General features: G+C 42.8%; 7 protein-coding genes and 2 pseudogenes. 7 read left to right on the forward strand and 2 right to left on the reverse strand.

The window, feature by feature from the left end:
• Nucleotides 1-366 precede the first annotated feature (366 nt).
• The 3 genes and pseudogenes from AS29_RS11125 to AS29_RS11135 form a co-directional block, all read left to right on the forward strand.
• On the forward strand, nucleotides 367-2,946 hold the full coding sequence (locus tag AS29_RS11125; RefSeq protein ID WP_051860598.1) for a 5'-nucleotidase C-terminal domain-containing protein: 2,580 nt from the start codon (nucleotides 367-369) through the stop codon (nucleotides 2,944-2,946).
• A 27-nt stretch (nucleotides 2,947-2,973) separates the two neighbouring features.
• The gene (locus AS29_RS11130) at nucleotides 2,974-6,525 is read left to right on the forward strand and encodes a chitobiase/beta-hexosaminidase C-terminal domain-containing protein (protein ID WP_051860599.1); all 3,552 of its coding nucleotides are present in this window, start codon (nucleotides 2,974-2,976) and stop codon (nucleotides 6,523-6,525) included.
• Nucleotides 6,526-6,606: 81 nt separating this feature from the next.
• A pseudogene (locus tag AS29_RS11135) lies at nucleotides 6,607-7,013 on the forward strand (ring-cleaving dioxygenase); the annotation flags it as partial.
• 189 nt (nucleotides 7,014-7,202) lie between these two features.
• Here the strand turns inward: AS29_RS11135 and AS29_RS11140 are convergent.
• Nucleotides 7,203-7,844, reverse strand: a complete 642-nt coding sequence (locus AS29_RS11140) for a response regulator (protein ID WP_035405846.1) — start codon at nucleotides 7,842-7,844, stop codon at nucleotides 7,203-7,205.
• A gap of 232 nt (nucleotides 7,845-8,076) precedes the next feature.
• Between AS29_RS11140 and AS29_RS11145 the strand changes: the two genes are divergently transcribed.
• Nucleotides 8,077-9,510, forward strand: a complete 1,434-nt coding sequence (locus AS29_RS11145) for a DNA/RNA non-specific endonuclease (protein WP_051860600.1) — start codon at nucleotides 8,077-8,079, stop codon at nucleotides 9,508-9,510.
• A gap of 274 nt (nucleotides 9,511-9,784) precedes the next feature.
• On the opposite strand, the gene AS29_RS11150 is transcribed toward AS29_RS11145, so the two are convergent.
• The gene (locus AS29_RS11150) at nucleotides 9,785-10,072 is read right to left on the reverse strand and encodes a hypothetical protein (protein WP_035405848.1); all 288 of its coding nucleotides are present in this window, start codon (nucleotides 10,070-10,072) and stop codon (nucleotides 9,785-9,787) included.
• 486 nt (nucleotides 10,073-10,558) lie between these two features.
• Between AS29_RS11150 and AS29_RS11155 the strand changes: the two genes are divergently transcribed.
• The 3 genes and pseudogenes from AS29_RS11155 to AS29_RS11165 all read left to right on the forward strand — a co-directional run bounded on the left by AS29_RS11155 (nucleotide 10,559) and on the right by AS29_RS11165 (nucleotide 14,025).
• Nucleotides 10,559-11,542 carry a DUF3231 family protein gene (locus AS29_RS11155; protein WP_035405850.1) on the forward strand — a complete coding sequence of 328 codons (984 nt, stop codon included), beginning with the start codon at nucleotides 10,559-10,561 and terminating at the stop codon, nucleotides 11,540-11,542.
• Nucleotides 11,543-11,805: 263 nt separating this feature from the next.
• Nucleotides 11,806-12,297, forward strand: a pseudogene (locus AS29_RS11160) (GyrI-like domain-containing protein); the annotation flags it as partial.
• A gap of 75 nt (nucleotides 12,298-12,372) precedes the next feature.
• Nucleotides 12,373-14,025 (forward strand): SWIM zinc finger family protein, encoded by a 1,653-nt coding sequence (locus AS29_RS11165; RefSeq protein ID WP_035405852.1) that lies wholly within the window; start codon nucleotides 12,373-12,375, stop codon nucleotides 14,023-14,025.
• Nucleotides 14,026-14,070: the final 45 nt, after the last annotated feature.

Raw genomic sequence — 14,070 nt, forward strand, 5'->3', positions numbered from 1 at the left:
CAATTAGCCATCTTTTTTTTTGTTCCTTGGACAAAAGATTGATGACAGAAGAAGGATGATACAGTGATGTCGAATCCTGTCTGCTCCCCTCCGACAAAATAAATCGGTGAAACCTTTTTCGGAAAGTTTGATAAATATTATACAAAATCCGCAATTTTCACTTTATAAATCTAATTTTGATAGGTAAAATCTATGTTTATCTTTGGAAAATATTATATCAATTTACAAAAAACTTATATAAAATTTACAAACTGTGAGTAGAACGGCCTGAATTAAAAAAGTATATTTTAATCAGATTCAATGTCGAATTATGAAGATTTTTGTATTAGGAGATTTTTGGATCAATTCATTTAAAGGGGCTAGACTATGCGTAAGAGAAAGATCGTTCAACTTGCAGCTGCCGGTACAATTGCTTTAAGCACTGTTGCTGCAGCAAATCCTGCTCAAGGAGCAGTCATCAGCAAGGCAGAGCAGGCAGTTAAAACGGCAGAAGCCAAGGTGAAAGCACTTGCACCATTTTACTCGTCAAAAAAACTGGAGACTTCCCCAGGGTTTTTGAAAGCTTACAATGACGCAAAAAAATCCCTCGCCGCTGCGAAATCAGCAGTACAATCCATGCCGCGTTCCTCTTCTAAGACACAAATGCTCAACCGCATTCAGTATTCAGAGCAAACAAATACGAAAGCTGCCCATTATATCGATGCCGTAAAGCTTGGGAAGCAGCTGTCTGACATGCAATCGGATTACAGCAGGTATTTCAGTATGGAAGTAACAGTAGATTCCAGGATGTCTTTCAGCAAATTAAATGAATTGACAAAAGCCTTTGAACGAAAGATTGGAAAAGTTAGCGGTACTGAAGTGCGTCATGCATTCAATGGCAAATATACGCTTCCTGCTAAAATTTCCATTGAAATGACAGAATACGAAATGACTCAATATGACATTCAAAAAAAGCTTCAGTCTGCCATTGATGCAAAGAATGAAAAAGAAGCAGAGGCCTTGCTTGCTCTCCTTAAAAGAGTGGAAGAAAGAGGAGCAAAGCAGAAAGCAGATCTTGTAAAGCTATTCCCTGGCAATCAATTTCTTAAAGAAAGCATTCAAATAATAGAAAAAAACATGAAGGAAGCCCTTCAAGAAATAAAGGAAAAATTCGAGGACGCTTTGGAACAAATCAAACCAAAGCCTGAAACCCCAGAGAAACCGGGAAAAGCGATCACACTTTCTCTTATGCACTCGAATGACACCCATGCGAATGTGGAAAATGCTCCGAAAAGAGCTGCAGCGGTTAAAGAATTCAGAAATGAACACCCGAACGCCCTTTTGCTTGATGCAGGAGATGTGTTCTCGGGTACTCTATATTTCAATGAATACTTGGGACAGGCTGACCTTGAGTTTATGAATCTGATGAAATACGATGCTATGACATTTGGTAACCATGAATTCGACCTTGGAACGGAACCTCTTGCCAAGTTCGTTGAAAAAGCTAGTTTTCCATTCGTCAGTGCGAATGTGGACCTTTCAAAGGATGCTAATTTGAAAGGAATGTTCCATGATTCCGTTACAGCGGATGCAAAAAAGGGCCAGATTTACAACGGCATCATTAAAGAAATCGATGGAGAAAAAGTTGGGATCTTCGGTTTAACTACTGCTGAGACTGTAAGCATTTCCAGTCCTGGTAAAGATGTTGCATTTGAAAATTACATCAACGAGGCGAAAACTCAAGTAGCTGAGTTGAAAAAACAGGGAGTCAACAAGATTATTGCCCTGACTCATATCGGCTTCCAGGATGGCGGCGGAGACAACGACGTTACCCTGGCAAAAGAAGTAGAAGGTATTGATATCATTGTCGGCGGCCATTCCCATAACAAGATTGATGCTCCATATGTGGATACGACAGGCGAAGAAATGACTGTTATTACACAAGCAAATGAGTACAGCAAGTTTTTAGGTACTTTGAATGTAACCTTTGACGCAAAAGGAAAAATCGAGTCTCACAACGGCAAGCTTCTTGATCTGTTCGCATACGAAGATAAGAATGGTAATACGAAAGCAGATGCGGATGAGTATAAATACCAGGATGATGCGGAAACACTGCAAATTCTGAATGAGAAATACAAACCAAGCGTAGTTGAAAAGCAAAAAACAGGAGTTGGCCAAACGGATGTTAAGCTGATTGGTGGAAATCCGGCTGCAAGAACTGGTGAAACGAACCTGGGTGACCTTATTACGGACGGAATGCTGAAAAAGGCTCAATCCGTAAACCCTGACACTTTGATTGCGCTTCAAAATGGTGGGGGTGTCCGCACTACACTAGACGCCGGGGATATCACTTTGTCACAAGTCCTAACTGTCCTTCCGTTCGGAAATACCCTCGGTATCATGGAACTAAAAGGTTCAGAAATTAAAGCAGCACTTGAGCACAGTTTGAGCATTTACCCGACGGCGAACGGTGCTTTCCTTCAGGCTTCCGGAATCAAGTATGTCTTCAATGCTGCCCAGCCTGCAGGTTCAAGAATAACAACAATGGAAGTGAAACAGAAAGACGGCTCCTTTAACGCGATTGAAATGGACAAGAACTATTTTGTCGCAACAAACGTCTTTACAGCTAAAGGCGGAGACGGATATACAATGTTTGCAAAAGCCTATGAAGAAGGCCGTGTGAGCGAACCTGGATTCACAGATTGGGAGATTTTCTCTGATTACCTTAAAGCGAAACCGGTAATCACGGCCTATCCGGATGCCCGTATCATTCAATCTGTTATAGCTTCCGAGTTCAATGGAACAGAGGCAAAACCGCAAGTTTTTCCTGGAAACGTAATGGTGGAAGCGGCTGATCTGGCCGAGCTTAAGTATGCCAATATCTCAGGAAATCTGATCATCAAGGGCGGAACTGAAATCGCAGCGGAATCTGTGAATGTAGCCGGCGAAACGATTTTTATTGACTAATAATAGTTATTAACGGAGGATACCCATTTGAAAAAGCAAACCTGGAAAATTCCTTTTCAATTCGCAATGATCTTTGCCCTGGTGCTGTCTATGCTGGCACCAGCGGCACCTGTAGGAAAAGCTGCTGCTGCATTGACGGTTGCTGATGCAATTGCTTTGAATAACCCGTCATCTGTGGCCGATGTTGAAGGTTACATTGTGGGTACTACAGCAAGCGGACCGGTGTATTCCCATGGACCAACCTTTACAGTTAACACAAATATAGCTATAGCAGATTCACCTACTGAAACAGATAAGGCGAAGATTATGCCGGTTCAATTGCCTACAGGAACAATTAGAGATACCGTTAACCTGGTGAATAATTCAAGTAACTTAGGCAAGAAAATCCGTGTAACAGGAACTTTGAAGGCTTATTTTTCAGTGCCTGGTATGAACCCTGTTACAGCCCTTCAATTTGTTGCACCAGCAAACCAAACATCACCAGTTACGGCAAGCCTCCCTTCAGGAGCTGTTCTAAACGGAACTGAAATCAGCCTGAATACAGGAGATGCAGGGGCTGCCATCTATTACACAACAGATGGATCTGCACCGACAGCATCAAGCACACCATATACAGCTCCAATCAAAGTGGAATCGGATACTGCAATTAAAGCAATCGCCGTTGCTGAAGGAAAAGACGCCAGTGAGGCAGTTTCCTTCACATATACGGTTCCTGCTGTTCAAGATATTGCAGGAGCAAGAATTCTGGCGAAAGGCACACCTGCTTCCATTATCGGAACGGTTACAGCCATCTTTTCGGCAGGCGGTAAAAATAATGTGTACATTCAAGATGGTACAGCAGGAATTATTGTCCGAGGAACGGCTCTTGATACAAAAGTGAAAGCCGGTGACGAAATTAAAGCTGCCGGAACGATGAACGATTACAATGGCATGCCGCAGCTGGAAGTAGCGGGTACGTCAGCAATCGAAATGGTTAAAGTTAACGCCGGTGTACCGGATCCTCAAACGGTTGTTTCCACGGATCTGAAAGAGGAAACAGAGGGTGAACTTGTTACAATTAAACATGTAACGGTTCATTCAAAAGATACAAATGGAAACTATTCAGCCATTGATGCAGCAGGCACAGCGAAGCTAAAGCCAATGGATGCCTTTCTACTGGAAACGGGTAAGACGTACGATTCCATTACAGGTGTAGTGGATTACAATTTCGGCGAATACAAAATTGTGCCGAGAGATGCTTCAGATGTAATTGAAGATTCCTCCAAGGTTCAAGCCGTAACAGCTAATCCAGCTGCAGGCTATGTGAAAACAGGAACGGAAATCACTTTAAGCACGACAACGAAAGATGCTGAGATTCATTACACGGAAGACGGAAGCGAGCCGACCGCTTCAAGCAAAAAATATACAGGTCCTCTGACCATTACGAAAGACAGCGTCATTAAAGCTGTGGCAATCAAAGCTGGAATGACAGACAGTGAAGCAGCAGCATTTGACTATGAAATCCTAGATGGCCCGATTCAAATTCATCATATCCAGGGAGCAAGCCACACTTCCCCACTTGATGGCAAAAATGTCGTGGACGTTCAGGGTGTCGTAACACACGTTGTAGACAATAACAATTTCTTCATGCAGGATCCGAATCCTGATGCGGATGTAAAAACATCTGAAGGAATCCTTGTATACAAATCCAATCATGGAATGATTCAAGGTGATCTTGTAAAAGTAAGCGGTCAGGTTAAGGAATATCATTTAGAAGGCTATGCTGAAAAAGCGGCAACGGATGCCCCTGTTACGGAAATCAGCGCTTCTGCTATGACAAAGGTTTCTGGAGGAGCAGAACTGCCTGCACCAGTTGTAATCGGGAAAGACCGCATTGCACCTGAACAGATTATTGATAACGATGGAATGAAAGAGTTTGATCCTGAGCAGGACGGATTGGACTTCTATGAGAGCCTTGAAGGAATGCGCGTTGGGGTTGAAGACGCGAAGCTTGTTGCTCCTCAAAGCTACGGCGAACTCGTTGTTGTACCTGGAACGGTTGCAACCAATACCGCTAACGGCGGACTGCGTGCAACGAAAGAAGACTCTAATCCGGAGCGTATTTTCATCGACATCAATGATGAAAAGTATGTAGCGAAATCAGGTGACTCTTTTAAAGGGTTAATCACAGGTGTCGTAAGCTACAGCTTCAGCAACTACAAAGTATTGACGAATAAAACAAGCCTTCCTAATTTAGTGGAAGGAACGACAAAAAGAGAAGTCGTTTCATTTGAGAAAATTGAAGACCAATTAACCGTTGCTTCCTATAACGTGGAGAACTTCTCTGCCAAGGATGCAGACGAAAAAGTAACGAAAGTGGCAAATGCCGTTGTTGAAAATCTAAAACAGCCGGATGTTATCGGATTGACGGAAATGCAGGATAATGACGGACCAGCTGACAGCGGCCAGACAGCTTCAAACGAAAGTGCCCAGAAGCTGATTGACAAAATCAAGGCGCTTGGCGGTCCGGAATATACGTACGTTGATATTGCACCTGAAAATAATAAAGACGGCGGTCAGCCTGGCGGAAATATCCGTGTAGCCTTCCTTTATAATAAAGACCGGGTATCCTTGGCAGCAGGAACAAAAGGAACATCCACGCAGGCTGTAGGATTCGAAAATGGAAGCCTTACCGTAAACCCGGGCCGAATTGATCCGACAAATGAAGCTTTTACTAACAGCCGGAAGCCACTGGCAGCACAGTTTGAATTCCAAGGCAAAAAAGTGATTCTGGTAGCCAACCACTTTAACTCCAAAGGCGGAGACCAGCCGCTTTTCGGTAAAAATCAGCCACCTGTCCTTGGAAGTGAAGTACAGCGCCACAAAATTGCAGGTATTCTTAATAGCTTTGTTAAAGATGTAAAAGCAAAGGATCCAAATGCGAACCTGATTCTGTTAGGAGATTTCAACGATTTCGAGTTTTCGAAAACTTTTGAAATTCTGAAGGGATCTGAAATGAGCAACATGGTAGAGAAGATTTCTGAAGAAAAGAGATTCTCCTATGTGTACCAAGGAAACTCGCAAGTACTGGATCACATCCTTGTTTCAAACAATATGGCAGACTCTACTAAAGCGGAAATCGTGCATATCAACTCTTCTTTCATGGAACAGCATGGAAGAGCAAGTGACCATGACCCTTTGATGATCCAGACACAATTAAAAGGGAAACCTATTTACTCAAAAATTTACAAGCTTAAAGGCTTTAAAACGAAAAAGCTTACAATCGAGGCAGCTAATTCGTATGTAGAAATGGATGCATCATCTGTTATCGAAAATGGAATTGTGCTAAAGGCAAAAGCCGCTATTAAAGGAGAGGGCCTGAAGAATACAAAGGTTACTCTGCTGCCATCAGCTAATGAAACGGCATTTGACTTTATGGGCTCTGAGATAAAGGAAGCAGTTATCGGCAATCCAAATGTTTCAGCTGTATACGGTACCGAAAAAGTTACACAATGGACGGCAGCTGAAGGGATTGATCTTACTAAAGTTAAATTCTATCATTCAGATGGAACGATTCTTCCAGCACCTTCTGTGAAGTAACAAATGAAAAATAAATAAGCGGTGAGCTAATCAAGCCGCCAAAAAGCCGGCCCTGAACAATAAGGGCCGGCTTTTTATTCGTTCAAAACGTTTGAAGTTGGAAAGGGCGGTGACGGAGATCAGGTCATCGTTGAGGAAACCCGGACCTTCCGGAAGCGGTTCAAAGGTTTGACCGTTCACCTTGCTGCGTTCCGCGTGGAATACCGCACTGTCCTGGATGAATGGATAGACAGGCTTTCAAGCTTCCGCCTTCCAAACTCCGGTTATGTGAACCGCCATTTCTTTAAATCCCTGTATGCAAGAGTCGCTCCGCAAATCATGTTCGAATTTGCAACAGCCGGACCTGGTTTTATGGGGGACGATCGTATGAATCACTCGGCGAGAAGTTATCGCTCTCTCCATTCCTAGAGCAGAAGCGTAAGGAGACTGAAGGATTGGTAAGAGCGATTGATACGGTGAGGAGCACGAGGGAGTTTGTGAAGGAATAAGGGGAAGAAATGTTGCTGGGAATGAACGCTGGAGATGATCTCTGGTTGGATAGGGGTCATCTATTTTTATTCCAAAGGCCACTGTGGTCATCATACTTGGATTGAGGGACACGACTTAAGCTCGGCTCCCGTAATACAAAAATACGCTATAGGATAAATCTTGACCTATAGCGTATTTTTTGTATCGATTCATATATACCGCTTCTTAATCGCATACACCGCAAGCTGGGTTCTATGCTGCAAAGCGCTTTTTTTCAGGATTCCTGTGACGATGTTTTTTATTCGGCCTTCGCTTAAAAAAAGGATATTGGCGATTTCCTTATTGCTTTTGCCTTGCGCTATGTATTTGACTAGTTCAATTTCTCTTATCGTCAGGTTATCCGCTGGATGCGGTACAGAACCGTCCCTCCACTCGTGTTCCATAAATATGTCCATCCCATCAAGTGCATTTGGATGAAAGATTTTCATATTATTTGCCGCACATTTGATAGCGAGGATAAGCTCGGAACCTTTTATATTTTTTAATAAGTAGCCGTCAGCACCGGATTTAAGGGCAAAGAAACCACTCTTTTTATCTGTTTGATTGGCTAGAAAGATAACTTTCATATGAGGGAATTGATGTTTAATCCGTTTTGCAGCCTCAAAGCCATCGCACTCAGGCATTTCTATATCTATTAATATGACATCAGGAGCAAGGGCGCTGCATAAATCTACAGCCTGCATTCCGTTTTCGGCGCTTCCGATGACATTCAGTTCACTGTCTTTTTCAATCAGATATACGATGCTTTCCCTTAAAAGCCCTGGTCCATTAACAATTAGTACATTTACCATTCGCCCATGCACTTCCTTATAGAAAATCAACTATATCATAGCAATCTTGTTTTATTATTTAACGTTATGAATGTTAATTTTTAGTTAAAAAAATTAGGAACTTCGGGTCAGGAAGCGTGCCAAAATCACAAAAAGGGAAAAAAAGGAGTGACCTCAGCGTGACGTTCGCTATCTTCAATCGGGATGGGTTGAACCCTATACTATTCTTAGATTGAATAGGAGGTTATACATAGTGGCCAGAAAAATTAGTAACAAGAAGCTCTCATTATTATTTTTGAGTTTAGTGCTTTTCTTTTCTACGGGGAACTTTTTTAGTACACCTGCACATGCTGCAGGGGCATCTCATGTTGTCATTAGTGAGGTTTATGGCGGAGGCGGAAACAGCGGTGCTTTCTATAAAAATGATTATATTGAACTCTACAATCCTACAGATAGTGCTGTTAATTTGTCAGGCTGGTCTGTTCAATATGCTTCTGCAAGCGGTTCATTCACAAACATAACGAATTTAACTGGAAGCATTGGTGCTCATCAGTACTATTTAATTAAACAAGCTAGCGGCACCGGCGGAACAGCTAATCTGCCATCTCCTAATGCAACTGGCACCATTAACTTAAGTGCAAGCAGCGGAAAAGTTGCGCTCGCGAAAGTGACTTCTTCCGTATCTGGTTCCAGAGATTTGAATGTGATCGATTTTATTGGCTATGGTTCTGCCAATGATTACGAAGCAGCTTCTGCAGGGACGACTTCAGCGACTACAAGTGCTGAACGTAAAAACGATAACGGCGGAACAGCTAACGGACTGGGCAATGGCTGGGACACGAACAATAATTCTGCTGATATTACAGTTACAGCGAGCCTGGACCCTCAAAGCTCAACTTCATCAGGAACTGGATCCGAGCCAACAGTTACAGAAGATGATCATTTGGCCCTTGGAAATCCAAGCGGTGCAACAACAAGTACATCCAATTCCACAAACTATTTAATGACAAAGCCTCAATATGATCTTTCTTACAATGATTCAAAACGTACGCCAAACTGGGTGAGCTGGCATTTGGATGCGGATGATAGCGGAAGCACTCCGCGTCAGGATGACTTCCGCGCGGATACGTCCCTTCCGACAGGCTGGTATGAAGTAACAGCAAGTGAATTCTCAGGATCAGGATTTGACAGAGGCCATATGTGTCCTTCCGCTGACCGTACCTCTTCAATTGCTGATAATTCAGCAACATTCTTCATGACAAATATGATTCCTCAAGCACCGAACAACAACCAGATTACATGGGCGGATCTAGAATCCTACAGCCGTGAACTTGCTGCTGCAGGCAACGAATTGTACATTATCTCTGGGGGCTATGGAATGGGAGGCACTGGTTCCAACGGATATAGAACGACAGTCGGAAATGGCGTTGTCGTACCTGCCCAAACATGGAAGGTCATCGTTGTCCTGCCTAAAGGCGACAATGATGCGAGCCGTGTATCCACTGCAACAAGAGTGATCGCAGTTGTCGTACCGAACGACCAGACAGCTTCCAGCAAACCATGGTCTTCCTACCGGGTAAGTGTTGACAGTATTGAAACGATGACGGGCTTCAATTTCATGTCTTCAGTGCCAACAAGCGTCCAAGACGCGATTGAGGCAAAAGTGGATAATGGGCCTGCGAATTAATTTAGCATAAGAAACAAGAAAGTAAACGGCTTCCCTTTTCAAGGACACATAGGAAGGTGATCTCTGTGAGAAACAGGGGTCATCTTTTTTAGGTTTCTTTTTATTTTTTGGCTCTGTTAAAGTTTAATTTTGATATTAATTATAAAAACGGAACCTCCAAAAATTAGAAAGTTCCGTTTTTAATATTGGCTTGTATAACTAATGCTACCCGTTAGTTATACATATAGACCTACACAATATTAGCCTACTAAATAAATGATGTGACAATAAGCAATTATTTCTTGCCTTTTAGTTCTAAAAGTATAGGTGCTATATTTAGTAAGATCGAAACAATTGTCAAAAACCATAATGCCCTTTCCATACCAGGTACTACATCCCCTAGAGCTGACCAATCTTCCATTTTTACCCACCGAGATACAAGACTATATTCTGAACAAAGTGTTAATGCTGTAAATGACAGACCTATCGCCATAGCAAGCTTATAATCCTTTCCTGCTTTATACATATATAGATTAATAAAAGTAGCCACTATTGCAATAACCCCAAACATAATAAATAACATTACTAACCTCCATATACTTTTATTTATATCGTGGGAATAAATTAGTTCATTAGTTGAATGAAAAATATGTTTATATTGTGAGTTTAGGTAACCTTAGTGTATCATGCGTTTCCATATTTTGTGTTAAATTCCCTTTGGCCATAAAGTCAGTTATAGTAACAGTCTTTCTTTAGAGGTTTTGGAAAGAAATCAGTTCTCCTTATATTGAGACAGAGATAAAAAAAGCTCTCAAACGGAATGATAAAACCTGGCTTGAACATCTTGAATACGCTTGTGATGATTTAGGATTGGGTAAACGTAATTTTCAGGAGGCCGAATAATACCGGCAAATGAAAATAATGGCAGAGGAATAATAGACGAGAGGGTGACTCAATCAGTCATACTTTTTTTCATATACAAAGCTTACCCTGTTCACAGATTAGGATAGAAGCAGGTAAAACACCGCATACTACAGGAAATGGATAAAAAGGAAGGGATTGCTTCAACATGTCTAAAACCAGGAAAATGAGTTCGGCAGAGTTCGGGGCTATATGGACAACGTATCATAAAAAGACGATGATTCTTAGAATACTGGAGGTCTTAATTGAGAAATCGGATGAGGCCGAAGCGAAGAATTTGATGTCTGATTTGCATAGGAAGCTGAATAAAAAGGTTCTTGAAATGAGGATTATGATTGAAAATGAAGGGGCTGCTGTACCTGCAGGTTTTACGAGTAAGGATATCCGCCTCGATTCACCGAAATTATTCGATAATGGATTTGATATTATGTTTTGCCGGGTGCTGAAGCAAATCAGCATGGGTATGTATGTCCTTCATATGACCGTATCTTACCGTGAAGACGTAATTGACTACTATAAGCAGCTGACAGATTTAACACAAACGTATTATGATAAATTCACTCATTATCTGCTGAAAAAGGACCTGCTTCCTCATCCAAACTATGGAAGCATTCCGAAGTCAGGGGGATACATAACAGATAAATCCTACACCAAAGGCACGAATTTTTTTGGAGAAAAGAGGCTGATTAATGCGATTGAATTCGGGATGCTTTACCATTCAATCGAGACAAACGTTTTTGCAGTCCGGTTAATGAAAGCCTTTGCCCAGTGCAGTGAGGACAATGAAGTGAAAAAGTATTTTATCAAGGGACATGATTTGGCAAAGGAAATATTAAAAGAAACGAACGAGATTCTTCTAACGGATGATATACAGCCTCCTGCTGCATCTGGAGGAATCTTGACAGGCTCGACGGCAGCACCTTTTTCAGAATACCTGATGCTGTACTGTACCTACTTGTTAGGTGGATTCGGTCTTGGAGGCCAAGGCTTCAGCTCCGTCTTTATTCTGCGAAATGATTTGAGTGCAAAATCAGCCATATTTGCAAAAGATACGTACGAATTCACGATGGCAGGGGCCAAATTAATGATGGAAAAAGGATGGATGGAGGAACCGCCCGGGATGGACAGCTAATCAGGGTGACTTCCTGCCTTTAAATGGCCATCGCTCACAAAATAGCAGGCCTGTTTAAGTAATTGCTGACATTCGCAGATTAATTGCTGACTTTTTGTAATAATTGCTGACGTTTCCCGAATAATTGCGGACTTTTTCCTGCTAATTGCTGAAATACATATTTCCGGTTAAAAAGGGATCCCACGCTAAATGCATGGGATCCCTTTTTGTATCCAAAATCCCACCTAACAAATGTAAAAAAATGCTAAAATATTTAAAAGAGACAAATCTTTGAAAAAGAGGATATGGAAATGGATTATCGAATCGAGCATCTTGATTTTGAATGGAAGCTGACGGGGAAAAAGGAGAAAGTAAAAACGAGCCGCGCATTTAAGACCATTTCTAAACTCTGGAGCCAGGCGAAGAAAGATGGATTTACCCAGCAATTAATCGATCTGTCATGGGAAGATCCAAAATGCAAGATTGAAGGCATATTAGGTGTGTGCGGCAAAGAAGCGGCTATTAAAGATGAAGAATTTGATTACTTCATGGGAGTGCGGTATGCAGGCGACTCTATTGAAGGTCTGGAAACCCTCACGATTCCACCGGCCACATGGGCGGTATTTCCGAATATCCCTGAAGCATGGAAGCGCCTCTATTCCGAGTGGGTCCCTACATCCGGCTATGAGCTGGCGAATCTGCCGTGCATCGAGTGCTTTTACGGACCAGGCCGCAAGCCGAGGCATGAATTGTGGGTGCCGGTGATCGCGAAGTGAAAAATTCCTGACACGATTGAAATAACCGGCGCTAACCTGTTACATTAATGATAAGACAAACTGACGGGGTGCCCGATGTATTTAACTGATTTAGAAGATTTTATCAATGAAACAATCCTGAAGCGGGGAAAAGATTATTATAAAAAAGGACAGATTTTGAAGCTTCGGGAAGCGGATGGTATACATAGGGCGGTTGTAGAGGGCAGCAGCTATCCTTATCGTGTTTCTGTGAAGATGGCCGGCGAGACGGTTCTTGAAACGTATTGCGATTGTCCGTTCGACGGGCTTTACTGCAAGCATGAAGCGGCTGTGCTTTTTGCTATGAGGGACGGCATGGTGGAACGGGAACCCGTGGAGAGCAAATCGAAAAAGAAAGAGACAGCGATTGAAGACCTGCTTCCTCAAATGAAAAAAGAGGACCTCGTCCGTGTATTGATTGACCTTTCTGAAACCTATCCTGAAATTGAGAAAAAGCTGCTGTTTGAATTTGCGCCAATTGAGGACGAGGTGGCAGCGAGCAAGAAAATGATCCGCGAGTACATACGCAAGGCTAAGAAGCAAGGATTCATTTCATATGGCCGAGTTGATCAAGCCCTCTATGGAGCAATGCTGACCATTGAAAAAGCCCGGACAAAAAGGGGTGCAGGTCAGCCTGAAAGTACGGTGCTGCTGAGTCTTGCGGTCATGTCAATCGTTATTGAGATGCTGCAGTACACAGATGACTCCAGCGGTTCTATCGGCTCTGTATTATTTACAGCCGTGAATCTCATCGATGAAGCCGTTGAAGAGGGCTTGGGGCAGTGGCCGGAAGCGAAACAAAAAGAACTTTTGAAAGCTATTTTAAAAGAGGCGATGCATGCAAGATACGATGATTGGAGCGATCAGCGGGTTGATCTTCTTCGGGCATGTGTCCAGTTCGCCGATGAACCGGAACTTCGAAAAGAACTGGAAAAGCCGCTTTTAAAACGCCTGAAAGAACTGGATGGCGACGATTATGGAGTTCGCTATGAGAAAGAGAGCATCATGGGCTTCTTGCTTGAACTTTACGAATCGGCAGACCCGGAAGAGGCCGCGGCATTTCTCGAGGCAAACCTCAGCTACCCGTCATTCAGGGAAATAGCGGTTAATCGCTGTTTGGAAAGCGGGGACTATCAGCAGGCGATTTCCCTCTGTGAAGAAGGAATTCATAAGGAACGGCATGGAAATACAGGCACCTGGAGAAAGCTTGAATATCAGGCCTATGAGCTGCTTGGCGATCGTGAAAAGCAAAAGGAACTGGCAAGAAAGCTAATCAGCGGTCAAGAAGGAATCCATTACTATCTCAAGCTGAAAGAGCTGTATGATCCTGAAGAGTGGCCGGCTGTTCTGGAGGAGCTTTTAACTGAGCTCCACTCATCAAGTCCCTATTCCCCTTACCTGGAAATTATTAAAATCGAGAACCGCAAAGACAAAATACTGGAGTACTGCCGTGAATCCAGCAGTGAAATTTTAATGCTCCATCCATATATCCAGGAGGAGTACCCGCAAGATGTGAATGACATTTTTATGCGGTTCATCCGTAATGATTCATCCCGTGCCTCTAACCGCAGCCAGTACAAGAAAGTCTCCAAGCTTTTTGAGCCTTATAAAAAAGCATGCGGGGAAGAAAGCGCCCGTGAGCTCGCAGAAAATCTCAAGAAGGAATATCACTACCGTCCGGCGATGGTGGAGGAACTGGAGAACGTATAAGGGAGAAGCAGATCATTTCTGGTCTGCTTTTATTTTTTCCAATTA

The sequence above is a fragment of the Bacillus sp. SJS genome, assembly GCF_000732485.2.
GTDB lineage: Bacteria > Bacillota > Bacilli > Bacillales > Bacillaceae > Metabacillus_B > Metabacillus_B sediminis.

What these genes read in the sequence shown, in the direction of transcription:
- AS29_RS11125 (WP_051860598.1), top strand. Translation starts at nt 367, where the DNA reads ATGCGTAAGAGAAAGATCGTTCAACTTGCAGCTGCCGGTACAATTGCT.
- AS29_RS11140 (WP_035405846.1), bottom strand. Translation starts at nt 7,844, where the DNA reads ATGGTAAATGTACTAATTGTTAATGGACCAGGGCTTTTAAGGGAAAGC.
- AS29_RS11150 (WP_035405848.1), bottom strand. Translation starts at nt 10,072, where the DNA reads ATGTTATTTATTATGTTTGGGGTTATTGCAATAGTGGCTACTTTTATT.
- AS29_RS11155 (WP_035405850.1), top strand. Translation starts at nt 10,559, where the DNA reads ATGTCTAAAACCAGGAAAATGAGTTCGGCAGAGTTCGGGGCTATATGG.
- AS29_RS11165 (WP_035405852.1), top strand. Translation starts at nt 12,373, where the DNA reads ATGTATTTAACTGATTTAGAAGATTTTATCAATGAAACAATCCTGAAG.